23 protein-coding genes are annotated in these 25,469 nt (G+C 61.7%); 9 read left to right on the forward strand and 14 right to left on the reverse strand.

What is annotated here, in order from left to right:
- Positions 1-36: 36 nt before the first annotated feature.
- Complete coding sequence (locus tag AB4N98_RS05250) at positions 37-474, reverse strand: hypothetical protein (RefSeq protein WP_460149295.1); 438 nt, start codon at positions 472-474, stop codon at positions 37-39.
- A gap of 106 nt (positions 475-580) precedes the next feature.
- Here AB4N98_RS05250 and AB4N98_RS05255 point away from each other — a divergent pair, with 106 nt between their 5' ends.
- The gene (locus AB4N98_RS05255; protein WP_026067164.1) at positions 581-1,021 is read left to right on the forward strand and encodes a universal stress protein; all 441 of its coding nucleotides are present in this window, start codon (positions 581-583) and stop codon (positions 1,019-1,021) included.
- Between the two features lie 117 nt (positions 1,022-1,138).
- On the opposite strand, the gene AB4N98_RS05260 is transcribed toward AB4N98_RS05255, so the two are convergent.
- On the reverse strand, positions 1,139-3,058 hold the full coding sequence (locus AB4N98_RS05260; RefSeq protein WP_017526660.1) for an ATP-binding cassette domain-containing protein: 1,920 nt from the start codon (positions 3,056-3,058) through the stop codon (positions 1,139-1,141).
- Positions 3,059-3,271: 213 nt separating this feature from the next.
- Between AB4N98_RS05260 and AB4N98_RS05265 the strand changes: the two genes are divergently transcribed.
- Positions 3,272-5,200, forward strand: a complete 1,929-nt coding sequence (locus AB4N98_RS05265) for a transglycosylase SLT domain-containing protein (protein ID WP_017526661.1) — start codon at positions 3,272-3,274, stop codon at positions 5,198-5,200.
- A 67-nt stretch (positions 5,201-5,267) separates the two neighbouring features.
- Here the strand turns inward: AB4N98_RS05265 and AB4N98_RS05270 are convergent, their stop codons facing one another.
- Entirely contained in the window at positions 5,268-7,037 is a 1,770-nt protein-coding gene (locus AB4N98_RS05270) for an ABC transporter transmembrane domain-containing protein (protein ID WP_175404183.1), read from the reverse strand.
- Positions 7,038-7,273: 236 nt separating this feature from the next.
- Here AB4N98_RS05270 and AB4N98_RS05275 point away from each other — a divergent pair, with 236 nt between their 5' ends.
- Positions 7,274-7,447 (forward strand): PA1571 family protein, encoded by a 174-nt coding sequence (locus tag AB4N98_RS05275; RefSeq protein ID WP_017526663.1) that lies wholly within the window; start codon positions 7,274-7,276, stop codon positions 7,445-7,447.
- A 52-nt stretch (positions 7,448-7,499) separates the two neighbouring features.
- On the opposite strand, the gene pdxB is transcribed toward AB4N98_RS05275, so the two are convergent.
- Entirely contained in the window at positions 7,500-8,642 is a 1,143-nt protein-coding gene (gene pdxB, locus AB4N98_RS05280; RefSeq protein WP_460149297.1) for a 4-phosphoerythronate dehydrogenase PdxB, read from the reverse strand.
- 168 nt (positions 8,643-8,810) lie between these two features.
- On the opposite strand from pdxB, the gene AB4N98_RS05285 reads away from it, so the two are divergent.
- Complete coding sequence (locus AB4N98_RS05285) at positions 8,811-10,205, forward strand: MATE family efflux transporter (RefSeq protein WP_068934951.1); 1,395 nt, start codon at positions 8,811-8,813, stop codon at positions 10,203-10,205.
- On the opposite strand, the gene tusA is transcribed toward AB4N98_RS05285, so the two are convergent.
- Together tusA and rlmM are read right to left on the reverse strand one after the other, a co-directional pair.
- Complete coding sequence (tusA, locus tag AB4N98_RS05290) at positions 10,202-10,453, reverse strand: sulfurtransferase TusA (protein ID WP_065877054.1); 252 nt, start codon at positions 10,451-10,453, stop codon at positions 10,202-10,204. The genes AB4N98_RS05285 and tusA overlap by 4 nt on opposite strands.
- A gap of 27 nt (positions 10,454-10,480) precedes the next feature.
- A complete protein-coding gene (gene rlmM, locus AB4N98_RS05295; RefSeq protein WP_065877055.1) occupies positions 10,481-11,557 on the reverse strand; it encodes a 23S rRNA (cytidine(2498)-2'-O)-methyltransferase RlmM in 1,077 nt (358 codons plus the stop codon).
- 196 nt (positions 11,558-11,753) lie between these two features.
- Here rlmM and acnA point away from each other — a divergent pair, with 196 nt between their 5' ends.
- The gene (acnA, locus tag AB4N98_RS05300; RefSeq protein ID WP_116079550.1) at positions 11,754-14,495 is read left to right on the forward strand and encodes an aconitate hydratase AcnA; all 2,742 of its coding nucleotides are present in this window, start codon (positions 11,754-11,756) and stop codon (positions 14,493-14,495) included.
- A gap of 131 nt (positions 14,496-14,626) precedes the next feature.
- Here the strand turns inward: acnA and AB4N98_RS05305 are convergent, their stop codons facing one another.
- On the reverse strand, positions 14,627-15,565 hold the full coding sequence (locus AB4N98_RS05305; protein ID WP_017526669.1) for an aspartyl/asparaginyl beta-hydroxylase domain-containing protein: 939 nt from the start codon (positions 15,563-15,565) through the stop codon (positions 14,627-14,629).
- Positions 15,566-15,674: 109 nt separating this feature from the next.
- A complete protein-coding gene (cysK, locus tag AB4N98_RS05310) occupies positions 15,675-16,649 on the reverse strand; it encodes a cysteine synthase A (RefSeq protein ID WP_065877057.1) in 975 nt (324 codons plus the stop codon).
- Between the two features lie 127 nt (positions 16,650-16,776).
- On the opposite strand from cysK, the gene AB4N98_RS05315 reads away from it, so the two are divergent.
- The 3 genes from AB4N98_RS05315 to AB4N98_RS05325 all read left to right on the forward strand — a co-directional run bounded on the left by AB4N98_RS05315 (position 16,777) and on the right by AB4N98_RS05325 (position 19,981).
- Positions 16,777-17,853, forward strand: coding sequence for a DUF748 domain-containing protein (locus AB4N98_RS05315; protein WP_017526671.1), 1,077 nt, complete (start codon positions 16,777-16,779; stop codon positions 17,851-17,853).
- 104 nt (positions 17,854-17,957) lie between these two features.
- A complete protein-coding gene (locus tag AB4N98_RS05320; protein ID WP_017526672.1) occupies positions 17,958-18,803 on the forward strand; it encodes an AAA family ATPase in 846 nt (281 codons plus the stop codon).
- Positions 18,803-19,981 (forward strand): vWA domain-containing protein, encoded by a 1,179-nt coding sequence (locus AB4N98_RS05325; RefSeq protein WP_017526673.1) that lies wholly within the window; start codon positions 18,803-18,805, stop codon positions 19,979-19,981. The genes AB4N98_RS05320 and AB4N98_RS05325 overlap by 1 nt, the downstream gene beginning before the upstream one ends.
- Positions 19,982-20,053: 72 nt before the next feature.
- On the opposite strand, the gene AB4N98_RS05330 is transcribed toward AB4N98_RS05325, so the two are convergent.
- From AB4N98_RS05330 to AB4N98_RS05340, 3 genes are read right to left on the reverse strand one after another with little or no spacing between them, the layout of a single operon-like run.
- Positions 20,054-20,968 carry a 5-oxoprolinase subunit C family protein gene (locus AB4N98_RS05330; RefSeq protein WP_068934956.1) on the reverse strand — a complete coding sequence of 305 codons (915 nt, stop codon included), beginning with the start codon at positions 20,966-20,968 and terminating at the stop codon, positions 20,054-20,056.
- The gene (locus tag AB4N98_RS05335) at positions 20,965-21,669 is read right to left on the reverse strand and encodes a 5-oxoprolinase subunit B family protein (protein WP_017526675.1); all 705 of its coding nucleotides are present in this window, start codon (positions 21,667-21,669) and stop codon (positions 20,965-20,967) included. Before AB4N98_RS05335 ends, AB4N98_RS05330 begins: the two co-directional genes overlap by 4 nt.
- A complete protein-coding gene (locus tag AB4N98_RS05340) occupies positions 21,666-22,406 on the reverse strand; it encodes a 5-oxoprolinase subunit PxpA (RefSeq protein ID WP_017526676.1) in 741 nt (246 codons plus the stop codon). Before AB4N98_RS05340 ends, AB4N98_RS05335 begins: the two co-directional genes overlap by 4 nt.
- Before the next feature lie 178 nt (positions 22,407-22,584).
- Between AB4N98_RS05340 and AB4N98_RS05345 the strand changes: the two genes are divergently transcribed.
- Positions 22,585-23,514, forward strand: a complete 930-nt coding sequence (locus tag AB4N98_RS05345) for a LysR family transcriptional regulator (RefSeq protein ID WP_065877061.1) — start codon at positions 22,585-22,587, stop codon at positions 23,512-23,514.
- A 50-nt stretch (positions 23,515-23,564) separates the two neighbouring features.
- On the opposite strand, the gene AB4N98_RS05350 is transcribed toward AB4N98_RS05345, so the two are convergent.
- Genes AB4N98_RS05350 through AB4N98_RS05360 form a run of 3 tightly spaced genes read right to left on the reverse strand, consistent with a single transcriptional unit; the run spans position 23,565 to position 25,447 of the window.
- Positions 23,565-24,107 carry a DUF2937 family protein gene (locus AB4N98_RS05350; RefSeq protein WP_017526678.1) on the reverse strand — a complete coding sequence of 181 codons (543 nt, stop codon included), beginning with the start codon at positions 24,105-24,107 and terminating at the stop codon, positions 23,565-23,567.
- An 11-nt stretch (positions 24,108-24,118) separates the two neighbouring features.
- Positions 24,119-24,895, reverse strand: coding sequence for a class II glutamine amidotransferase (locus AB4N98_RS05355; RefSeq protein ID WP_003172536.1), 777 nt, complete (start codon positions 24,893-24,895; stop codon positions 24,119-24,121).
- Between the two features lie 21 nt (positions 24,896-24,916).
- Positions 24,917-25,447: an MFS transporter gene (locus AB4N98_RS05360; protein ID WP_460149298.1), complete on the reverse strand. Its 531-nt coding sequence runs from the start codon at positions 25,445-25,447 to the stop codon at positions 24,917-24,919.
- Positions 25,448-25,469 lie beyond the last annotated feature (22 nt).

Genomic DNA, 25,469 nt, shown 5'->3' on the forward strand with positions numbered 1-25,469 from the left:
GGCTTTTTATTGCCTGCTTATTTTAACCAAGTGCTATCAAGCCAATGCCTTGAGCAGTGCATCGATGACCAGCAAGTCACTTGCCTGACCCTTCTCGCCCCAATACAGGGCGATCATTTGTTTGTCGGCGTCGACTTTGTAGACGTTGGCCGGCAACGTCGCAAAATGCGGCAACAACCTTTCATCCACACACACTTCGCGCCACTGATTGACCCACACACCTGGCTCCAACTGCCAATAACTCCAGATCGCCGGCGTACCGCCGCGCCGTGGCCGGCAGTACTGCGCGCACGGGCTTGGCGGCTCATGCTTGAGCCAGTGGGGCCACTCCTGAGGCGCCAGTTGCATGGCCAGGCCAATGCGGCGCGCCTCCATGCGCAAGGCCATGCGCCCGCTCTGATGGCGCGAAGGGCGCAGCCATGCCAGAGGGCTCAAAACCACGACAAGGATTGACACCACTATCCAGACCGTCATATGTGTACTCCCGATTTTTCTGATGAGCGGATTTGACCTGACGCAAGCCGATCCGCTTGAAAGCAGCCATACTGAATTTATTGCAGTCCCCCTGGAGGAACGCCTCATGCCCTACGAACATATTCTGGTCGCTGTCGACCTGACCGAAGAGTGCGATCCAGTGATCAAGCGCGCACAGGAATCTGCATTGGCCAATGGCGCCATACTGTCGCTGGTGCATATCGTCGAGCCCATGGCCATGGCCTTTGGCGGTGACGTGCCGATGGACCTTTCCCAGTTGCAGCAACAACAATTCGACCAGGCCAAGGAGCGCCTGGACCGTTTGATTCTCAAATACCCGCACCTGAAAAAGGAAGACTGCCACCTGACATACGGCCAACCGCGCCAGGAAATCCATCACTTGGCCAAGGAAAAGGCTTGCGACTTGATCGTGGTGGGTAGCCATGGTCGTCACGGTTTGGCGTTGTTGCTGGGTTCTACTGCCAATGATGTACTGCACGGCGCGCCGTGCGATGTGTTGGCCGTCAAACTGGTCAAAGACAAGTAAGACCGATGAAGATCCAACGTGGGAGGGGGCTTCCTCCCACATTTGAACTGCATTTCATATAAAAAAGCCCGACGCTCAATCAAACGAGCGCCGGGCTTTTTATCAGACCGCCATCACTCAGCCATCCAACTCAGCCCAACGCTCCACCAACACTTCCAGCTCCTGGTTCAGCGTCTCCAGGGAAGCGATGACCTTGGCGGTTTCCGCCGCAGGGCGCTGGTAGAAACCCGCGTCAGCCATTTCTGCTTCTACGGCGGCGATCTGCTGTTCCTTGGCGTCGATATCGCCCGGCAAGGCTTCCAGTTCGCGCTGCAGCTTATAGCTGAGCTTCTTCTTATTGGCCGTCGGCGCTGCCTCCGGAACCGGCGCAGCTGCCACAGGGGCGACCACGGCCGACGTCAGGTCGGCTTTGCCCGACTTACTTTCAGTCACGCCCAGCAAACGCGGCGAACCACCCTGGCGCAGCCAGTCCTGGTAACCACCGACGTACTCGCGCACCTTGCCTTCACCTTCGAAGACCAGCGTGCTGGTAACCACGTTATCGAGGAATGCCCGGTCGTGACTGACCATCAGCACGGTACCGTTGAAGGTCAACAGCACTTCTTCCAGCAGTTCGAGGGTTTCCACATCGAGGTCGTTGGTCGGTTCGTCGAGCACCAGCAGGTTTGCCGGTTTGCTGAACAGCTTGGCCAGCAGCAAACGCGCACGCTCGCCACCGGACAAGGCCTTGACCGGCGTACGTGCACGCTGCGGGCTGAACAGGAAGTCGCCCAGGTAACTCAACACGTGGCGGCTCTGGCCGTCGATATCGATGAAGTCGCGACCCTCGGCCACGTTATCGATCACGGTTTTTTCCAGGTCCAGTTGATGACGCAACTGGTCGAAGTAGGCCACGTCGATGCGCGTACCTTCCTCCACGGTGCCGCTGGTCGGTTGCAAGCCACTGAGCATCAACTTGAGCAAGGTGGTCTTGCCGGTACCGTTGGCGCCCAACAGGCCGATACGGTCGCCGCGCTGCAGGACCATGGAGAAGTCCTTGATCAGGAACGGGCCGTCCGGGTGGTGGAAGCTGACGTTCTCCAGCACCATCACCTGCTTGCCCGACTTGTCGGCGGTATCCAGCTGGATATTGGCCTTGCCGGTGCGCTCGCGACGTTCGCTGCGCTCAACGCGCAAGGCTTTCAGCGCACGTACGCGGCCTTCGTTACGGGTGCGGCGGGCCTTGATGCCCTGGCGGATCCAGACTTCTTCCTGGGCCAGTTTCTTGTCGAACAGCGCGTTGGCGGTTTCTTCGGCGGCCAGCGCGGCTTCCTTGTGTACCAGGAAGCTGGCGTAGTCGCCGTTCCAGTCGATCAGGCCGCCGCGGTCCAGTTCAAGGATGCGCGTGGCCAGGTTCTGCAGGAAGGAACGGTCGTGCGTGATGAACAGCACGGCGCCCTGGAAATCCTTGAGGGCTTCTTCCAGCCAGGCGATGGCCCCGATGTCCAGGTGGTTGGTCGGTTCGTCGAGCAGCAGCAGGTCCGGCTCGGACACCAGCGCCTGGGCCAGCAGCACGCGACGACGCCAGCCGCCGGACAATTGGGCGAGGGTCTTGTCGGCCGGCAATTGCAGGCGGCTCAGGGTGCTGTCGACCAGTTGCTGCAGGCGCCAGCCGTCACGGGCCTCGAGGTCCTGCTGAACATGCATCAGCTTGTCCAGGTCTTCTTCGGTGACGCAGTTCTGCGCCAGGTGGTGGTATTGCGCGAGCAACTCGCCCACGCCGTCCAGGCCTTCGGCAACCACGTCGAACACTGTCCGTCCGTCGGCCACCGGTAATTCCTGGGGCAATTCGCCAATCTTGAGGCCCGGCGCGCGCCACACAGAACCGTCATCGGGCTTCTGGTCGCCTTTTACCAGCTTCATCATGCTGGACTTGCCGGTGCCGTTGCGGCCGATGATGCACACCCGCTCACCACGGGCGATCTGCCAGGACACCTTGTCCAACAACGGCATAGCGCCGAAAGCAAGGGACACATCGCTGAATTTGAGCAGGGTCATACGCTTCTCCAAAAACTGGGCGCGCATTCTACCTGAGTTGAGGGTGGGATGCGGCCCGCATTTTCTCTGTCGACACGTTCTGTAGGACATTTCCGATGAACTTGAATGAACCGCCCGGCAAAGCTTTCGCCGGTCGCTGGCAAAAGGCTAAGCTAGGGGCAATCAGTGTCGGCGGTGCCGGTGCTAGTCGTGATTTCTCTGCACGGACGTCTCATGCGCAGTCGCCTTTTCAACTTTTTATCTTGTCTGCTTCTTTCCGCCACCGCCGTTCAATCCGCCCAGGCCGTGGACCTCACCACCCAACGTCAATATTACGATGAAGCCAAACGCGCCCTCGCCAAGGGCGACAGCGGCCCGTACATGCAATACAGCCAGGCCCTGGCCGACTACCCGCTGACCCCCTACCTGGCCTACGACGAACTGACCGCCCGCCTGAAAACCGCGAGCAACCCGGAAATCGAACAGTTCCTTGCCAAAAATGGCGACCTACCCCAGGCCAACTGGATGAAACTGCGCTGGTTGCGCTGGCTGGCGGAACGGGGCGACTGGCAGACCTTTGAAAAGTACTACGACTCCAAGCTCAATTTCGTCGAACTGGACTGCCTGCACGGCCAATACCAACTCACCCACAACCTGAAGGCCGAAGGCTACAAGACCGCTGAAAAGCTGTGGATGACCGGTAAATCCCAGCCTGCCGCCTGCGATGCCACCTTCGGCCAATGGGCGGCGGACGGCCAGCTCACCGAACAGAAGATCTGGGACCGCGCCAAGCTCGCCGCCGAAGCGCGCAACTACGCGCTGGCCAATAGCCTGGTGAAAACCTTGCCCACCCTGGGTGCCCAAGGCCGCCTGATGGTGGACGTGGCGCAGAAGCCCGACATGCTCAGCGACCCATCGCGCTTCCTGCCGGCCACCGAGGCGATGTCGGATGCCGTCGGCCTGGGCTTGCGCCGCCTGGCACGCCAGGACCCGGACAAGGCCATGGCCCTGCTCGACGGCTACGCCAGCAGCATGCACTTCTCCCGTGACGAAAAAGTGTCGATCGCCCGCGAAATCGGCCTGACCCTGGCCAAACGCTTCGACCCGCGCGCCCTTGACGTGATGACCAAGTACGACCCGGAACTGCGCGACAACACCGTCTCCGAATGGCGCCTGCGCCTGCTGCTGCGCCTGGCCCGCTGGGAAGATGCCTACCAGTTGACCCGCAAACTCCCACAAGACCTCGCCACCACCAACCGCTGGCGCTACTGGCAGGCCCGCAGCCTGGAACTGGCCGAACCGAAAAACCCGCAAGCCCTGGTGCTGTACAAGAACCTGTCACGCGAGCGGGACTTCTACGGTTTCCTCGCCGCGGACCGCTCCAAGGCCCCTTACCAGTTGAACAACAAGCCACTGGTGATGAGCCAGGCGCTGATCAACAAAGTGCGCAATACCCCTGGCGTACGCCGCGCCCTGGAGTTTTACGCGCGTGGCCAGGTGGTCGATGGCCGCCGCGAGTGGTACCACGTCAGCCGCCACTTCAACCGTGACGAAATGGTCGCCCAGGCCAAGCTGGCCTACGACATGAAGTGGTATTTCCCGGCCATCCGCACCATCAGCCAGGCGCAATACTGGGACGACTTGGACATCCGCTTCCCAATGGCCCACCGCGATACCCTGGTGCGCGAAGCCAAAGTCCGTGGCCTGCATTCAAGCTGGGTGTTTGCTATCACCCGCCAGGAAAGCGCCTTCATGGACGACGCCCGCTCCGGCGTCGGCGCCAGCGGGCTGATGCAACTGATGCCCGGCACCGCCAAGGACACCGCACGCAAGTTCAGCATCCCGCTGGCCTCCCCGGCCCAAGTGCTGGACCCGGATAAAAACATCCAGCTCGGCGCTGCCTACCTGAGCCAGGTGCACAGCCAGTTCAACGGCAACCGCGTGCTCGCCTCCGCCGCCTACAATGCCGGCCCCGGCCGCGTGCGCCAGTGGCTGCGCGGTGCGGACCACCTGAGTTTCGACGTGTGGGTGGAAAGCATTCCATTCGACGAAACCCGCCAGTATGTGCAGAACGTGCTGTCTTATTCGGTGATCTACGGGCAGAAGCTCAACTCGCCACAGCCGTTGGTGGATTGGCATGAGCGGTACTTTGACGACCAGTAAGGCACCCTTGGCAGAACGAAACCCCTCCCACATTTGGTTATTTGTAATGTCTGAACTGTGAGGCTCGTTAGCGCTCGCCACCACTGAACTGCAACGCCGCCAACCGCGCATACAGCGGATTGCTCGCGATCAACTGCTGATGCGTGCCCACCGCCACCAGCTTGCCCTGGTCCATCACGGCAATCCGGCCTGCATTTTTCACGGTGGCCAGGCGATGGGCGATGACCAGGGTGGTACGTCCCTGCATCAATTGCGGCAGGGCTTGTTGGATCAAGTGCTCACTCTGTGCATCCAGGGCGCTGGTGGCTTCGTCCAGCAGCAGGATCGGCGCATCCACCAGCAAGGCGCGGGCGATGGCCAGGCGTTGGCGCTGGCCGCCGGAAAGGCCCATGCCGCCATCGCCCAGATGGGTCTGGTAACCGTTAGGCATTTGCAGGATGAAATCGTGGGCGTGGGCGATGCGCGCGGCGGCTTCCACCTGCTCGCGGGTGGCGCCTGGGTTGCCGTAGCGGATGTTTTCTTCGACGCTGCCAAAAAACAACGCCGGGCTCTGCGACACCAGGGCGAAGTGGCGGCGCAGGTCCATGGGGTCGAGTGCGGTCAGCGGCTGGCCTTCGAGCAGGATGCGCCCCTGCTGGGGGTCGTAGAAGCGCAGCAGCAGGTCGAAGATCGTCGATTTGCCGGCGCCGGACGGGCCGACCAGCGCCAGGGTTTCGCCGGGGTTGATGGTCAGGCTCAGGCCATCGACGGCGTAACTGTCAGGCCTTGAAGGGTAGGAAAACCGCAGGTCCTGCAATTCCATGCGGCCGCTGACCCGCTGCGGCAATTTCACGGCGGCGGTGGCGGGTGCCTGGATGTCGTTGCTGGACTGCAGCAGTTCACCGATGCGCTCGGCTGCGCCGGCCGCGCGCTGCAACTCGCCCAGCACTTCACTCAACGTACCGACGGCGCTGCCGACGATCAGGCTGTAGAACACAAACGCCGCCAGCTCGCCGCCGGAAATGCGCCCGCTGATCACGTCCATACCGCCCACCCACAGCATCACACCCACGGCGCCGAGCACCAGCATGATCACCAATGTGATCAGCCAGGCGCGTTGCGCAATGCGCTTGCGCGCGGTGGCGAACGCCTCTTCCACCGTCACGGCAAAGCGCTGCTCGTCCTGCACTTGGTGGTTATAGGCTTGCACGGTCTTGATCTGGCCGAGGGTTTCGGCCACGTAGCTGCCCACATCGGCAATACGGTCCTGGCTCAGGCGCGACAGACTGCGCACACGCCGGCCGAAAATCAGAATCGGCGCCAGCACCAGCGGCAGCGCCACCACCACGATGCTGGTGAGCTTGGGGTTGGTCACAAACAACAGCACAATGCCGCCGATCACCATCAAGGCATTGCGCAAGAACAGGGACAGCGATGAGCCGATCACCGATTGCAGCAACGTGGTGTCGGTGGTCAACCGCGACTGGATTTCCGAGCTGCGGTTGTTCTCGTAGAAACCGGGGTGCAGGTAGATCAGGTGGTTGAACACCTGGCGCCGAATGTCCGCCACCACCCGCTCGCCGATCCAAGACACCAGGTAAAACCGCGCAAAGGTGCCCACCGCCAGGCCCAGCACCAGCACCATGAACAGGCCGATAGATTGGTTGAGCAAGTGCGGCGACTGGGTCATGAACCCTTGGTCCACCAGCAGGCGAATGCCTTGGCCCATGGACAAGGTGATGCCGGCGGTGACGATCAGCGCCAGCAAGGCACCCAGCGCCTGCCAGCGGTAGGGCGCGATAAAGCGGCTGGCCAGGCGAATCGCGCGGCGTTGACGGGTAGAGAACATAGAAGGCATCACCGATGAGGAACCTACCCCTCAACATTGGGGGAACTCTGGCAAATAACAATGAGTCAGGTTAATTATGCCAACCGATGCGGGCCGCTAGAGGCTATTGGTCTAATGCCTGGCTGGCAATTGGCCGCCGTTTCTGGTGGACTGAGCGTTCGAACCGCCGACCCGCCAAGGAGTTGTAACAGCGTGGTCACGCGAGGGTTTTAGAGTAGGTACACAACCTGATGAGGAGACAGGCCATGACCTTGCAACACAGCAGCGATGCCAAAATTGAAGTCATCCGCCAACCGCAGCAACTGCCTTGCTCGTACATCGACGCCAAGGGCCGCGAAGTGCAGATTACCGAAGAAATGATCCAGCAAGCCTGCAGCGAGCTGGAACAGCGCCTGGTCAAACCTGCCCAGCAAGGCTGAAGCGCCCACGCTCTTTCAGACCCGGCCTAGATGGCCGGGTTTTTTATGCGCGTCAGATCAGTTCAGCGCCCAAGGCCGAGACGATCTGCGACAGCGCGGCGGATTCGCCGTTGATCCGCACCTTCAACCCCTCGATCTCACGGCGTGCGGGGTAGTGCTTGCGCAGCAGGTCAAACGCCGTGCGCTGTTCTTGCACTGTTCCTACAAGGCTGCGACGAAAATCCGCATCGTCGCGGCGCGGGTCGTAGACACTGCGGCACAAGATCGCCAACGCCCACGCCGGGTCGGTTGCCGCATTCAAGTGCACCTCGGCCAGCCACAGGGGCGGCAGCAGGTCATTCAGTAGAATGCCTGGCGCCTGGCCCAGGTGCGCGCAGAACGCCTGATAAATCTGCGCCGTGCCGCGCTGCCGGCCTTCAAGGCTGTAACCGGCGATATGCGGCGTGGCCAACACGCACAGGTCGGCGAGGTCGACGTCCACCTCGGGCTCGCCCTCCCACACGTCCAGCACCGCTTGCAGGTCTTCGCGTTCCAGCAACACCTCGCGCAGGGCGGCGTTGTCCACCACCGCGCCACGGCTGGCGTTGATCAGCCAGGTGCCGGGCTTGAGCTGTTCAAGGCGTTGGCGATCAAGCAAATGCCAGGTGGCGCCGTTACCGGACTTGATCAGCGGCGTGTGCAGGCTGATCACATCGCACTGTTCGATGACCTGCGCCAGGCTCACATACTCGCCACCTTCGGCGCTCTGCCGTGGCGGGTCACACACCAGCACATTCCAGCCCAGGCCCTTGAGCACCTTGACCAGGCGCCCGCCCACTTCACCGGCACCGACGATGCCATAGGTGCGCGTGGCGAGGTCGGCGCCTTCGATCTCGGCCAGGGTCTGCAGGCTGCCCAGCACGTAGTCCACCACCCCACGGGCATTGCAGCCAGGGGCACTGGCCCACTGGATACCGGCCTGCTTGAAGTAGTCCAGGTCCAAGTGGTCGGTGCCGATGGTGCAAGTTCCCACAAAGCGCACCTTGGAACCCTCCAGCAGCGCACGGTTGACGTTGGTCACCGAACGCACCAGCAACACATCGGCCTGCTCGACGCTGGCGCGATCCATGGAGCGGCCGGGTACCCGGCGAATCTCGCCAAACCCTTGGAAAAATGCATCGAGTAGCGGGATATTTTCGTCGGCAACAATCAGCATGGCAGGCTCCTTTGGCGGACCGGCAGTGTACAGGCTTGCGAAGATCCAATGTGGGAGGGGCACTGATCTTGGGAGTGCTTACAAATCGCTAACACAGGTTTTTTCCTGACCGTTGCGTCAAAGCGTAGAATCCGCCGTCCTTGCGCCCCTTCTATCGGACACCTGTACGTGAACACTGCCATCGCCCCACTCACCCGCCCCGCCCGCATCCGCCGGGAAGTGCGCGACCTGCTGACACTCGCCCTGCCGATCATGATCGGCCAACTGGCCACCACCGCCATGAGTTTCGTCGACGCGGTGATGGCCGGGCGGGTCAGCCCTCAGGATCTGGCGGCGGTGGGCCTGGGCAACTCGATCTGGATCCCGGTGTACCTGCTGATGACGGGCACCCTGCTGGCCACCACGCCGAAAGTCGCCCAGCGCTACGGCGCAGGTCACTTTAGTGAAATCGGCCCGCTGGTACGTCAGTCATTGTGGTTGGCGGTGGTCGTGGGGGCCATCGGCGCCTTGCTGCTGCTGTGTGCCGAACCGATCCTGCAGGCGATGAAGGTCGAAGCCGACCTGATCGAACCGTCCATGGGCTATCTGCATGGCATTGCGGCCGGCATGCCGGCGGTGGCGCTGTATTACGTGCTGCGCTGCTTCAGCGACGGCCTGGGCCGCACCCGGCCCAGCATGGTGATGGGGCTGGTCGGCCTGGCGCTGAATATTCCACTGAACTACATCTTCATCTACGGCCACTTTGGCGTGCCGGCCATGGGCGGCGTGGGCTGCGGCTGGGCCACGGCCATTGCGATGTGGGTGATGATGCTCGGCATGGCCGTCTGGACGCGCTGGGGAGCGGCGTACCAGAGCAGCGAATTGTTCAAACGCTTCGACTGGCCGCAATGGGCGGTGATCAAACGCGTATTGGGGATTGGCCTGCCGATTGGCGTGGCGATCTTTGCCGAATCGAGCATCTTTGCCGTGATCGCCCTGCTGCTCGGCAGCCTGGGCGCCACGGTGGTGTCGGGGCATCAGATCGCGCTGAACGTCAGTTCGCTGGTGTTCATGATCCCCTACTCCCTGAGCATGGCGGTCACCGTGCGCGTCGGCCAGGCCCTGGGGCGTGGCGAGGCGCGTGAAGCTCGCTTCGCCGCTGGGGTCGGCATGGGCACCGCGCTGGCGTATGCCTGCCTGTCGTGCAGCCTGATGTTGGTGTTTCGCGAGCAGATCGCGGCCATCTATACGCCGGACCCGATAGTGATCCACCTGGCGTCGACGCTGATCGTGTTTTCCGCGTTGTTTCAGTTCTCGGACTCGATCCAGGTCACCGCCGCCGGCGCCTTGCGCGGCTACCAGGACACTCGGGTGACCATGGTGCTGACCTTGTTTGCCTATTGGGGCGTGGGGCTGCCGGTGGGCTATGCCCTGGGGCTGACCGATTGGCTCGGCGAACCCAGCGGCCCGAGCGGGTTATGGCAGGGGCTGATCGTGGGCCTGAGTTGCGCGGCGGGGATGCTGCTGGTGCGCCTGGCGCGCAGCGCACGCCGGCGCATCCGGGCCGACAAGGCGCGGGGTTAATCGGCCTTCTTGCGGATCCAATACAGGTAGGTACCGGCCTGTTCCTGCTGACCCACCAACTCGTGGTCAAGGAACACGCAGAACTTGGGGATATCGCGACGGGTCGACGGGTCGGTCGCGATCACCTTGAGCAAACCGCCAGCCGGCAGGTCGCGGATGTGCTGGTGCAGCATCATCACCGGCTCCGGGCAATTGAGGCCCGTTGCGTCGAGGGTGCCATCAACGGCGGTGTTGAAAATATCGCTCATTGTCTACTCCTGAAACCGGCGCTCAGTTCAGCGGGCCTTGGTTTTCTTCACATCCACCAGCCGACGCAGGTGGCACGTCACTTCCTCGCGGTCGTGGTACAGCTGCTTGCAGCCGATTTCCACGCGAATGCCGCGCGCCTTGAAGCCGTCTTCGATGCGCTCCAGCAGGCGCTTCACTTCGGCATAACGCTGTTTCATCGGCAACTTCAGGTTCACCACCGCTTCGCGACAATGCCCCTCGCCGATCCAGGTTTCCAGCAGCGCGGCGTTGCGCGCGGGTTTCTCGACGATGTCACACACCATCCAGTCCACCGGTTGCTTGGGCACGAAGGTAAAGCCGTCGGCCATCAGGTGTTGTACCAGGCCGGTGTCCATCAGGCTTTCAGCCATGGGGCCGTTGTCGATGGCCGTCACCAGCATGCCACGGTTGACCAATTGCCACGTCCAGCCGCCCGGTGCGGCACCGAGGTCGACGCCGGTCATGTCGCCATGCAAGCGCTCGTCCCACTGGTCGCGGGGGATAAAGTGGTGCCAGGCCTCTTCCAGCTTGAGCGTCGAGCGGCTCGGCGCTTCACGCGGAAACTTCAGGCGGGGAATGCCCATCGGCCACATCGCCGAGTTGTTCGACTCGGCCAGGCCCATGAACACTTCGCGGCCACTCTTGAACGTCAGCAACAGGCGCGGCTTGCTCGGGTCTTCCACCAGCTTGCCGGCATTCAACAAGGCTTTGCGCAGGTGCACTTCGAACTTTTTGCAGAAATTCGACAGCTCCTTGCCATCGTTGGTGTCGACCATCTCCAGCCACAGGCTGCCGCAGACTGGGAAGCTTTGCAGGTGGGTGAGGATGACGCTGATGCGGTCGGTTTCCGGCAGGTCGATGAACACCCCGCGCGCCCACTGCCGGGGGAAGATCAGCTCGGCAAAACGTTGGCCGTGCATCAGGCGCTGGGCGCCGTCCTCTTCGGTGCAGACGAATTCGGCGCAGGCGCTGCCAGTCTTGGCCTTGGCGTAGCCGGACACGTTCAAGCGCGCGGCGTGTTCCGCGATCTCGGAACAGACTTCGCCTTCAAACCCCGGGCGGCAGTGCATAAAAAGGGTGTTCATTGCATCTCCTGGTGAATCAACCGGCGTTGCGCTATCGCCATGCCTGTCATGAAAACGCGCGCATGATAGCCGAGTTCGGAACCTTGGACTCAGCGATAGAGTCCAGTTATTAGCCTGCTAATCAAAACAGAGCTAGTTTTAAAGCTCTGTTCGTCCCGTCAGGTCCGTAGCCGTGCGGACCATAAGGAGTTGCGTCATGTCATCGCTTGATAGCCTGAGAACCCTTAAGACCCTGCAAATAGACAGCAAAACCTACCACTACTTCAGCCTGCCCGAAGCCGCCAAGAGCCTGGGCGACCTGGACCAGTTGCCAATGTCGCTCAAGGTGCTGCTGGAAAACCTGCTGCGCTGGGAAGACGACAAGACCGTCACCGGCGCCGATCTCAAGGCCATTGCCGCCTGGCTCAAAGAGCGCCAGTCCGACCGCGAGATCCAATACCGCCCCGCCCGCGTGCTGATGCAAGACTTCACCGGCGTGCCCGCCGTGGTCGACCTGGCCGCCATGCGCGCCGCCGTGGCCAAGGCCGGGGGCGACCCGCAGCGCATCAACCCGCTGTCGCCGGTGGACCTGGTGATCGACCACTCGGTGATGGTCGACAAGTTCGGCAACGCCGACGCCTTCGAGCAAAACGTCGACATCGAAATGCAGCGCAACGGCGAACGCTACGCCTTCCTGCGCTGGGGCCAGAGCGCCTTTGACAACTTCAGCGTGGTGCCGCCCGGCACCGGTATCTGCCATCAGGTCAACCTCGAATATCTGGGCCGCACCGTCTGGACCAAAGACGAAGACGGCCGCACCTATGCCTTCCCCGACACCCTGGTAGGCACCGACTCGCACACCACCATGATCAACGGCCTCGGCGTACTCGGCTGGGGCGTCGGCGGTATCGAGGCGGAAGCGGCGATGCTCGGCCAGCCGGTATCGATGCTGATCCCGGAAGTGATCGGCTTCAAGCTCACCGGCAAATTGAAAGAAGGCATCACCGCCACCGACCTGGTGCTGACCGTGACCCAGATGCTGCGTAAAAAGGGCGTGGTGGGTAAATTCGTCGAGTTCTACGGTGACGGCCTGGCCGACCTGCCCCTGGCGGATCGCGCGACCATCGCCAACATGGCTCCGGAATACGGCGCCACGTGCGGTTTCTTCCCGGTGGATGAGGTCACTCTCGACTATCTGCGCCTGTCCGGCCGCCCGGCCGAAACCGTGAAACTGGTGGAGGCCTACACCAAGGCTCAGGGCCTGTGGCGCCATGCCGGTCAGGAACCCGTCTTCACCGACAGCCTGGCCCTGGACATGGGCAGCGTCGAAGCCAGCCTGGCCGGGCCGAAACGCCCGCAGGACCGCGTGGCCCTGCCCCATGTCGGCCAGGCCTTCAGTGACTTTCTCGACCTGCAATTCAAACCCACCAGCAAGGAAGAAGGCCGCCTGGAAAGCGAAGGCGGCGGCGGTGTGGCCGTAGGCAATGCCGACCTGGTGGGCGAAGCCGATTACGAATATGAAGGCAGCACCTATCGCCTGAAAAACGGCGCGGTGGTGATTGCCGCAATTACGTCGTGCACCAACACTTCCAACCCCAGCGTGATGATGGCCGCCGGGCTGGTCGCCAAAAAAGCCGTGGAAAAAGGCCTGGCCCGCAAACCCTGGGTCAAAAGCTCCCTGGCGCCCGGTTCCAAAGTGGTCACCGACTACTACAAGGCCGCCGGGCTCACGCAATACCTGGACGCCCTCGGCTTCGATCTGGTGGGCTACGGCTGCACCACCTGTATCGGCAACTCCGGCCCGTTGCCCGAACCGATCGAAAAAGCCATCCAGAAAGCCGACCTCAGCGTCGCCTCGGTGCTGTCCGGCAACCGCAACTTCGAAGGCCGCGTGCACCCCCTGGTAAAAACCAACTGGCTGGCCTCGCCGCCGCTGGTGGTCGCTTATGCCCTGGCCGGCACCGTGCGCATCGATATCAGCAGCGAGCCGCTGGGTAACGATAAAAACGGCAAACCGGTGTACCTCAAGGACATCTGGCCAAGCAGCCAGGAGATCGCCGACGCCGTGGCGCAGGTCAGCACCGGCATGTTCCACAAGGAATATGCCGAGGTATTTGCCGGCGACGCGCAGTGGCAGGCCATTGAAGTTCCGCAGGCCGCAACCTACGTATGGCAGCCGGATTCCACTTACATTCAGCACCCGCCGTTCTTCGACAACATCGCCGGCCCGTTGCCGGTGATCGCGGACGTCAAAGGCGCCAACGTGCTGGCCCTGCTGGGGGACTCGGTCACCACCGACCATATCTCGCCCGCCGGCAACATCAAGACCGACAGCCCCGCCGGCCGCTACCTGCGCGAGCAAGGCGTGGAACCGCGTGACTTCAACTCCTACGGCTCACGCCGGGGCAACCATGAAGTGATGATGCGGGGCACCTTCGCCAATATCCGTATTCGTAACGAAATGCTCGGCGGCGAGGAAGGCGGCAACACGCTGTATATCCCCACCGGCGAGAAAATGCCGATCTACGACGCTTCGATGAAATACCAGGCCTCGGGCACGCCGCTGGTGGTGATCGCCGGGCAAGAATACGGCACTGGCTCAAGCCGCGACTGGGCGGCCAAGGGTACCAACCTGCTGGGGGTCAAGGCGGTGATTGCCGAAAGCTTCGAGCGCATTCACCGCTCCAACCTGGTGGGCATGGGTGTGCTGCCGTTGCAGTTCAAGCTGGACCAGAACCGCAAGACACTCAAGCTGACCGGCAAAGAGAAGATCGACATCCTCGGCCTGACGGACGTGGAGATCGTGCCGCGCATGAACCTGACGCTGGTGGTTACGCGGGAGGATGGCAGCAGCGAGAAGGTCGAGGTGCTGTGCCGGATCGACACGCTCAATGAAGTGGAGTACTTCAAGTCAGGCGGGATTTTGCACTACGTGCTGCGCCAGTTGATCGCCTCTTGAAGAACGACGCAAACCAATGTGGGAGGGGGCTTGCCCCCGATGGCGGTCTGTCAGTCAATACATCAGTGACTGAACCCCCGCTATCGGGAGCAAGCCCCCTCCCACATTTTGACCGCGTTTAACGCTTCGGCTCAGCCGAACAACCACTTCCACAGCAGTACGAGGACAACCACCGCCAACACCGGCCGCGCAATGCGGTAAGCCTTGGGATGCTTGCGCTTCCACTGTTTGACCTGGCCGCTGAACTTATCGCTGAAGGTCTTGCTCCAGGCATAGGCCTGGTTGATCCCACCGACACGCTCGTCATCCAGGTTCTGCGGCGCGGTGGCACGCCCCAGTTGCTTGCTGACCCAGCGATTGACGCGGGTCATCAGGCGGTTGCTCAGCGGGCGTTCGATATCGCAGAACAGGATCACGCGGGTCTGCTCGGTTTCGTTCTTCACCCAGTGCACGTAGGTTTCGTCGAACATCACATCTTCGCCGTCGCGCCAGGCATAAATCTGGCCGTCGACGAAGATGCGGCAGTCGTCGGAATTGGGCGTGGACAGCCCCAGGTGATAACGCAGGGAACCGGCAAACGGATCGCGGTGCGGGTTGAGGTGGCTGCCGCCCGGCAACAGCGCGAACATGGCGCCCTTGACGTTGGGAATGCTGCTCACCAGTGCCACGGTTTTAGGGCACAGCGCCTCGGCGGATGGCAGCGGCTTGTCATACCACTTGAGGTAGAAACGCTTCCAACCCTTCTTGAAGAACGAACCGAAACCGGCGTCGTTGTTCTTTTCGGCGGCGCGGATGTAACCCTCGTCAAACAGGTGCATGGCCTCCTCGCGAATCACTTCCCAGTTGTCCTTGAGCACATCCAGTTCAGGGAACTTGCTGCGGTCCAGATAGGGTTTGGAGGGCACCGCCGAGAACAGGTACATCAAGGCGTTGTACGGGGCGAACAGCGCCGAATGGTTGACGAACTGGCGCAACATCGGCAAACGGGCCTTACCGCGCAGGTGCACATACAGCGTGCTGCCGATAAACAACAGCAACACCGACAACTTGGCGGCCAACGAAACGGTCATGCAGCAACTCCTGAAAATAAGCGCCTAGCCAACAGCAGACATAGCAGCTGGCCATGATAAACAGTTGGGCCAGTATGCAGAAGGCCCTGGCTATCGGCGCTGACCCAAATCAAGCCTGGTTTTCCTGCTCGGTAAACAAATCGCTGAACAGCATGCTCGACAGGTAGCGCTCACCCGAATCCGGCAGAATCACCACGATGGTCTTGCCCTGCATTTCCGGCTTCTCGGCCAGTCGCACCGCCACCGCCATCGCCGCGCCGCAGGAAATACCGCACAGAATCCCCTCCTCCTGCATCAGGCGCAGGGCCATGGCCTTGGACTCGTCGTCACTCACCAGCTCCACGCGGTCAACCATCGACAGGTCGAGGTTTTTCGGCACGAAACCGGCGCCGATCCCCTGGATCTTGTGCGGGCTCGGCTTGATCTCCTGACCGGCCAGGGCCTGGGTGATCACCGGCGACACGATCGGCTCCACGGCCACCGACAGAATCGGCTTGCCCGCGGTGTTCTTGATGTAGCGCGACACGCCCGTGATGGTACCGCCAGTGCCCACGCCGGCCACCAGCACGTCTACCGCGCCGTCGGTGTCATTCCAGATTTCCGGGCCGGTGGTTTTTTCATGGATCGCAGGGTTCGCCGGGTTTTCGAACTGGCCGGGCATAAAGTAGGTAGCCGGGTCGCCAGCCACGATTTCAGCAGCTTTCTCGATGGCGCCCTTCATCCCTTTGGCCGGCTCGGTCAGCACCAGTTCGGCGCCGAGGGCCTTGAGCACCTTGCGGCGCTCGATGCTCATGGATGCCGGCATGGTCAGCAGCAGCTTGTAGCCACGCGCGGCGGCGACGAACGCCAGGCCGATGCCGGTATTGCCCGAGGTGGGTTCGACGATGGTCATGCCGGGCTTGAGTCGGCCACTGCTTTCCGCGTCCCAGATCATATTGGCGCCGATGCGGCACTTCACCGAATAACCCGGGTTACGTCCTTCGATCTTGGCCAGGATGGTCACGCCACGCGGGGCGATGCGGTTGATCTGAACCAGGGGCGTGTTACCGATCGAATGCGCGTTGTCAGCAAAAATGCGGCTCATGACGGGTCCTATTGGGCAATTTCAGGAAGGCAACAAGGGTATGCCTCGTCTTCCAAGGCGTCCAGTCGGAGGAACGTTGCGCCCATCGCAACAGTCCATCCCCTATATGGCACAGAGGACCCTTCCCATGAAACGTCGCTACAGTTGGCCGCTCCTGACCATCGCCGGGCTGGTGGTGGTTCTGGTTGCCTTGACTATCGCCCTGCCCTACCTGGTGCGCAATTACTTGAATGACAAGCTTGCGGACATGGGCGACTACCGTGGCCAGATCACCGATGTGGACCTGGCCCTGTGGCGAGGCGCCTACAAGATCAACGGGCTGCAGATCGTCAAGGTCGACGGCAAGGTGCCGGTACCGTTCGTCAAGGCACCGCTGATCGACCTGGCAGTGAGCTGGCACTCCTTGTGGTACGACCATGCGGTGGTGGCCACCGTGCTGTTTATCGACCCGCAAGTTAATTTTGTCGACGGCGGCGCCAACAAGCAGGCGTCCCAGACCGGTAAGGGCACCGACTGGCGCGAGCAACTGGGCAAACTGTTGCCGATCACTCTGGATGAGGTGCGCATCCAGAATGGCAAGGTCGCGTTCCATAACTTCAACTCCCAACCGCCGGTGAACATCAACGCTACCGAGGTCAACGCCAGCTTCTACAACTTGACCAACGTGGTCGACCTCAAAGGCAAGCGCGACGCACGCTTCGACGGCAAAGCCCTGCTGCAAGGCCAGGCACCGCTGGAGGCCAGCGCCACCTTCGACCCGCTGAGCAATTTCGAAGACTTCGAATTCCGCTTTCGCGCCAAAAACTTGCAGCTCAAGCGCATGAATGACTTTGCCTCGGCCTACGGCAAGTTCGATTTCAGGGCGGGCACCGGGGACGTGGTCATCGAAGCCCAGGCCGACAAAGGCCAATTGACCGGCTACATCAAGCCGCTGATGCGCGATGTAGAGGTATTTGACTGGCAGCAGGATGTGGAAAACAAAGACAAAAACATCTTCCGCTCGATCTGGGAGGCCGTTGTGGGCGCCAGCGAGACCGTGTTGAAAAACCAGCGCAAAAACCAGTTCGCCACCCGCGTCGAACTCAGCGGCAGCGTGCATCAGCAAGATATCAGCGCCTTCTCCGCATTTTTAGCGATCCTGCGCAACGGTTTTATCCAGGCCTTCAACGCACGCTATGAACAACCCAAGCCGTCAGCGGATTGATGTAACGCTGACCGGCCATTCAGAGACTGAATAACCCGTCTGCGTTCACAGTCGCCAGGGCTGCGCGGTATAGTCCGGGCATTGATGAATTCGAGGAAACACCGATGAAGTTCGAAGGCACCCAGGCCTATGTGGCTACCGATGACCTGAAACTGGCCGTCAACGCCGCCATTACCCTGGAGCGTCCGTTGCTGGTCAAGGGCGAACCGGGCACCGGCAAGACCATGCTCGCCGAGCAGCTGGCCGAGTCTTTCGGCGCCACGTTGATCACCTGGCACATCAAGTCCACCACCAAGGCGCATCAGGGCCTGTATGAGTACGACGCGGTCAGCCGCCTGCGCGACTCGCAACTGGGCGTGGACAAGGTGCACGACGTGCGCAACTACCTGAAGAAGGGCAAGCTCTGGGAGGCCTTCGAGTCCGACGAGCGGGTGATCCTGCTGATCGACGAAATCGACAAGGCCGACATCGAATTCCCCAACGACCTGTTGCAAGAACTCGACAAGATGGAGTTCTACGTCTACGAAATCGACGAGACCATCAAGGCCAAGAAACGCCCGATCATCATCATCACCTCCAACAACGAAAAAGAGCTGCCGGACGCGTTCCTGCGCCGCTGCTTCTTCCACTACATCGCCTTCCCCGACCGCACCACGTTGCAAAAGATCGTCGACGTGCACTACCCGGACATCAAGAAAGACCTGGTCAGCGAAGCGCTGGACGTGTTCTTCGACGTGCGCAAGGTACCGGGCCTGAAGAAAAAGCCGTCCACCTCCGAACTGGTCGATTGGCTCAAATTGCTGATGGCCGACAACATTGGCGAAGCGGTGCTGCGCGAGCGCGACCCGACCAAGGCCATCCCGCCGCTGGCCGGTGCCCTGGTCAAGAACGAGCAAGACGTGCAATTGCTGGAGCGTCTGGCGTTCATGAGCCGTCGCGGTAACCGCTGATGTTGCTCAACCTGTTCAACGAGATGCGCGCCGCCAAGGTGCCGGTGTCGGTGCGCGAGCTGCTCGACCTGATCAACGCGCTCAAGCAGCGCGTGACCTTCGCCGACATGGACGAGTTCTACTACCTGGCCCGGGCGATCCTGGTCAAGGACGAGCGGCATTTCGACAAGTTCGACCGGGCTTTCGGGGCCTACTTCAACGGCCTGGAAAAGCTCGACGACCACCTGCAGGCGCTGATTCCCGAAGACTGGCTGCGCAAGGAGTTCGAACGTTCGCTCAGCGATGAGGAACGGGCACAGATCCAATCCCTCGGTGGCCTCGACAAGCTGATCGAAGAATTCAAGAAACGCCTGGAAGAACAGAAGGAACGCCACGCCGGTGGCAACAAATGGATCGGCACCGGCGGCACCAGCCCCTTTGGTTCAGGCGGCTACAACCCCGAAGGCATTCGCGTCGGCGACGCCGGCAAGCGTCAGGGCAAGGCGGTGAAGGTCTGGGACCAGCGCGAGTACAAAAACCTCGACGACCAGGTTGAACTGGGCACGCGCAATATCAAGATCGCCCTGCGCCGCCTGCGTAAATTCGCCCGCCAAGGCGCGGCGGACGAATTGGATATCGACGGCACCATCGACCACACCGCCCGCGATGCCGGCCTGCTGAATATCCAGATGCGCCCGGAGCGGCGCAACACCATCAAGCTGTTGCTGCTGTTCGACATCGGCGGCTCGATGGACGCCCACGTGAAGATCTGCGAAGAGCTGTTCTCGGCGTGCAAGACCGAGTTCAAGCACCTGGAATATTTCTACTTCCACAATTTCGTGTACGAATCCGTGTGGAAAAACAACCTGCGCCGCACCTCGGAGCGCACCTCCACCCAAGACCTGCTGCACAAGTACGGTGCCGATTACAAAGTGATCTTTATCGGCGATGCGTCGATGGCGCCGTATGAAATCACCCAGGCCGGCGGCAGCGTCGAGCACTGGAACGAAGAGCCGGGGTATGTGTGGATGCAGCGCTTCATGGCCAAGTACAAGAAGCTGATCTGGATTAATCCGTATCCGAAAGACACCTGGGACTTTACGGCCTCGACGGGGATTGTGCGCGAGTTGGTGGAGGACCAGATGTACCCGCTGACGCTGCGCGGGCTTGAGGAAGGGATGCGGTTTCTCTCCAAGTAACCACACATCCAGATAATTCAGGTAATCCAATGTGGGAGGGGGCCCCCTCCCACATTTGGACCTCGGTGTTTTTCAGGCGGTGCTCAGCCGCTGCAGGAATTCGATGTGCTGCCGATGCGCCGTCTCCTGCACCACCGGCGCCAACCTCACCTTTTCCCCCGGCAAACATTGCGCCAGTCGCGCCAGCGATAAAGGCGTCAACGCGCCCAGACGCGGGTACCCGCCAATGGTTTGCCGATCATTGAGCAACACAATCGGCTGCCCATCGGGCGGTACCTGGATCGCGCCAAGCGGGATCCCTTCGGAAATCAACGACGGCCCCTGGTACTGCAATGGCGTACCCAGCAAGCGCATGCCCATGCGGTCGGCGCGGCTGTCCAAGGCCCAGTCGGTGTTGAACGCATCAAACAGGCTTTGCCCACTGAACTGGCCAATTTGCGCGCCGACGATCACCTGCAGCGCTGCTTTAGCGGGCAAGGCGGGCTCGCTGAGCATTTTCATCGCCCCGCCTGTGCCCGAATAAGCCAACCGCCCGCCTTCGCCCAAGGCTTTGCCAAAACCGTCCAGGCCGCCCAATTCCTCGCGCACTACCGTGGCGCAACTGCCCAGCACAGCCGGCGCCTGGAACCCACCCGGCGCCGCCAGGTATGCCCGCGCGCCGCTGAATGGCTGGGTAAAGCGCAGACGCTGGCCCTTTTGCAGGATAAAACTGCGTCCAGGGCTGATGGCGCGCTCGTCGATGTACGCGCCCAGATCCGCTCCGGCCAGGGCCAGCAGGCAATAATCCTCGGCCTGCACGGTAAACCCGCCCAAGGTGATTTCCACCACCGGCGCATCCAATGCATTGCCCAGCAGCCAGTTGGCCCAGGACATCGACACCCAATCCAGCGCGCCGCCCTGGGTCACGCCCAGGTGGCGCACGCCAAAGCGGCCGGCGTCCTGCAGTAGGCACAACGGCGTGCTGGCCTCGATGATCAAGCGGCTCATGGTTGCGCCTCCAACGGTGTGTCATCGCCACCCAAGTTGATGAATTCGGCACGCTCGACGGGTTCAAAACGCACCGTGTCACCGGGTTGCATCAGGCTATAACCGTCACGCTCGCGGTCGAACAGTTTGGCCGGGGTGCGGCCGATCAGGTTCCAGCCACCGGGGGAGACCACCGGGTATGCCGCGGTCTGCCGTTCGGCAATCCCAACGCTGCCGGCGGCCACGCGCTTGCGCGGGGTGTTGAGGCGCGGCGCGGCGAGGATCTCGTCCACCAGGCCCATAAAGGCGAAACCGGGAGCGAAACCGAGGGCGAACACCTGGTATTGGTGAGCGCTGTGGCGACGGACTACCTCGCTTACCGCCAGGCCGCTGCGTTGGCTGAGCAAGCTCAGCTCAGGGCCGACGCTCAGGTCGTACCACACCGGCAGCACATGGCACTGGCCGCTGCCCTGGGCCTGGGGTTGCAGGTCGGTCAGGGCCTGGTCGATCAGTTCGCGTGCCTGGGCCGGGTTCAACGCGGTGAGGTCGTAATGCACCATCAAGGTGGTGTACGACGGCACCAGATCCACCAGCGCCGCGCCGAACCCGCTGCGCAGGCGCTGGGTGGCGGCGAGCATCCACGGCATGTTGGCTTCGGCGATCACGTTAAACAGACGCACCATCAGGCAGTCGATGGCTACCACTTCAATGCGTGGCTTCATGCTGGCTTCAACGCCTCGCGGATACGCTTCACCGCCGCGACGGAACTGGCATTGTCGCCGTGTACGCACAAGGTGTTGGCCTGCAAGACCAAGGGGCTGCCGTCACTGGCGGTGAGCGGTTGGCCACGGGAGAGGGTCAGGGCCTGTTGCACGATGGTGTCGGAATCGTGATGCACCGCGCCCGGCAACTGCCGGGACACCAACTGGCCGTTGTTGTGATAGGCGCGGTCAGCGAACGCTTCGAACCACAGGGTCACGCCGTACTCGTCGCCCAAGGCTTGGGCGGCGCTGTTGTCACGGGTGGCCAGCAGCATCAGCGGCAACTCGCCATAGGCGGCGACGGCCTGGATCACCGCGCGCAACTGCACGGGGTTGGCCATCATGTCGTTGTACATCGCGCCGTGGGGTTTTACGTAGCTGACCCGACCACCCTGCGCCCGGCAAATACCGTCAAGCGCGCCGATCTGATAGTGCAACAGGTCCTGGATTTCCTGGGGTGTGTACTGCATGGAGCGCCGACCGAAGCCTTGCAGGTCTTGATACGCCGGGTGCGCGCCGACTTGGACGCCATGCTTGAGTGCCAGGCTGACGGTCTTGCGCATGATGCTCGGGTCACCAGCGTGGAAGCCGCACGCCACGTTGGCGCAATCGATGAACGGCATGACTTCGGCGTCCAGACCCATGGTCCAGTTGCCAAAGCTCTCGCCGATGTCGCAATTGAGTAAAAGGCGGCTCACGCTGGTCGCTCCTGTAGGCTTTGTTTTTTTGTAGTGTGGGATCTTTTACCAAGATCCCGCAACGCTGTTGTCCTGAAACCCAACCACGCTTATCGTGGAATGGCTCGATTTTTGGCGCTGGCCGGCAACGGCGTCCAACTAATAAAAACCGATCCATGCATAAGAAAAAGTTGATCCCATGAATTTGAAGTTCCTCGAAACCTTCGTCTGGGTGGCCAGGCTCAAGAGCTTTCGCCTGACCGCCGAAAAGCTGTTCACCACCCAGGCTTCGATTTCCAGCCGCATCGCAGTGCTGGAAAGCGAGCTGGGCGTGAAGCTGTTTCTGCGTGATTCGCGCGGTGTGAGCCTGACCCCGGACGGTGTGAAGGTGCTCGATTACGCCGAGCAGATGATGGTGACCATGCAGGGTTTGAAACAGTCCCTGGAAACCACCAGCAGCAAGGTCGGGCGGATTCGCATCGGCGCGATGGACACCGTCATCCACACGTGGCTGAGCCCGTTCGTGGCGGAACTGATGGAGCATTTCCCGCTGGTGGAAATCGAATTGGTCGCCGATACCGCGCTCAACCTCAGCGATCAGCTGCAAAAAGGCTTCCTCGACCTGATCCTGCAAACCGACCTGCTGCGACTCGAAACCGTGCGCAGCCTGGAGCTGTGCAGCCATCCCATGGCCTGGATCGTCGCCAGCCGGTCGATCTATAACCGCGACTACGCGTCCCTCGCCGAACTGGCCCAGGAGCGCATCATCACCTACTCGAAAAACTCCCACCCGCACCAGGATGTACTGAGCCTGATGCAGGCCAACGGCGTGGCCGCGCCGCGCATGAACTGCGTGAATTCGGTGTCGGCGATCACGCGCTTGCTGCGCGACGGGTTTGGAATTGGCGCATTGCCGCCGGTGCTGGTCAGCGAAGAACTGGCGCGCGGGGAATTGGTGGTGTTGCCGCTGGCGCAGCGCTTGCCGCACTTGCAGGTGGTAGTGTCGTGGCGCGTGGGCGTGGAGCTGGTGGAGGAGATTGTGGGGTTGTGTCAGAAGGCGGTGGCGCGGTATGCCGAGGAAGTCGGCGAAGAGCGGATGGTGCTGCCTGCCCTGACGAAACACGATTAAAAATGTGGGAGGGAGCTTGCCCCCTCCCACAGTTTGACCGAGTTGGGTCTTTAGAGGCCTTTGAGGTCACGCTCTTCGATCGGCCGGCTCTGGCGCATGCGCTTGCCGCCCAGCACGATCCAATCGATCAGGCGGAACAGGCATTCCAACCCGAACGACAACAACATCGCCCCGCCCAGGCCCCAACCCATCGCCTCTGGCGTCAGCAGAATCTGGTAGCTGTAGCCGTTCCAGGTTTCCAGGCGGATATCCGGGTCGGCCGCCACCGCCACTTGCAGCGCGCGGATGTACCACGGGCCTTGCATGGCCTGGAATTGCTTGTCCAATGCCACCTGGCGATCGAGCATGGCGCCCAGGCTGTTGGCGTCGCTCTGGAACACCGGGTCATCGCTGGCGCGGTAGTGCGCCACCAACGCGTGCAAGTCGCCCTTGAAAAACTGCTGCGCGGTGGATTCAAACCCGCGCAAGCCGGTTTGGGCTTCGATCAGGTGAGCTTCGACGCGCTTGGCGTAGTCGTTGATAAACCCCGGCACTTGCACCCCGACCAACAGGCCAATGGCAAACAGCACCAACCGCAGATAGCTGAGCAGCATGGTCGATATCCTTACTCGGTAATGCCCTGGCTGACGCATTCACCGCGTCGCCACAAGCTCCATTGGCCCGGTTCGTAGCGGGTCCAGTTTTCATTGTCGGTCAACGGCTCGGTGGCGATCACCGTCACCACGTCATTGGGGGTGGTTTCGGCCTGAAAATCAACGATCACGTCGACATCCTTCAAGCGCGCCGGGCCAAACGGGGCGCGGCGGGTGATCTGGGCCAATTTGGTCGAGCAGTAGCAGAACAGCCAGTCGCCATCGCTGAGCAGGCAATTGAATACGCCTTTGCTGCGGTATTCGGCACAGGCCGCGATCAGGTCGGGCAGCATTTGCTCGATGTCCACAGGCTCCGGGAAGGCTTCGCGCACACGGTTGAGCAAATCGCAGAAGGCCGCTTCGCTGTCGGTATCGCCCACCGGCCGGTAAAAGGTGGCTCGCGGGCTGAAATCCGCCAGTTGGCCGTTATGCGCAAAACACCAGTTGCGCCCCCACAGTTCGCGCACGAAGGGGTGGGTGTTGGCCAGGCTCACCTTGCCCACGTTGGCCTGGCGAATATGGCCAATGACCACTTCACTCTTGATCGGGTAACGCTGCACCAGCAGCGCGACTTCAGACTCACTGCTGGCGGCCGGGTCCTGGAACAGACGCAGGCCGCGCCCCTCATAGAAGGCGATGCCCCAACCGTCGCGGTGGGGGCCGGTGCGCCCGCCGCGCTGCATCAGCCCGGTAAAGCTGAACACGATATCGGTGGGGACGTTGGCACTCATGCCCAATAATTCACACATGCCAGGGCTCTCGCTGCAACGTTAAAGGCGCGGTTCGACCCGCATGCCGCCCGGCGCCGGGCGACGGAATGTCTCGTCGTCATCCTCGTGCGGCTCGGCGGCCAGGGCGGCATCCGTAGCGGCCTTGCGCTCACGGCGCGCATTGGCCGCGCGCTCGATGGGCCAGCGGATCAAGACAATGATGAGATACACGCCAAAGGCGATCATCGTGTACATGAACAAATCGGAAATCGCCCGCCAGGCGTTGTTGCCGACCTTGAGCACCAGGTCCAGGGCGGTGATGGCCACGGCCGGTGCAAACTGGGTCTTGACCGGGTCGACGATGGTCGGGCTGAACAACAGCACCGCCATCAGCAATTGCAGCGGCTCGCGCAGCCAGCGCCAGATCCAGCGGGTCATGCGCCACCACACCAACAGGCAGCCCAAAGCGGCAAAGGCGTAAAGGCCCCACGCGGTCAGATAGTCGTTCTCGGTCATGGTGTCCATGGCAAGGTAGGCAAACAGGCGGCTATGATAACGGCTTTTGCGTGTCGCGGCTGCAATGCCTGCCACCGTCCGCCAGACAGAGAGTGAT

Source organism: Pseudomonas sp. S3_E10 (genome assembly GCF_054667615.1).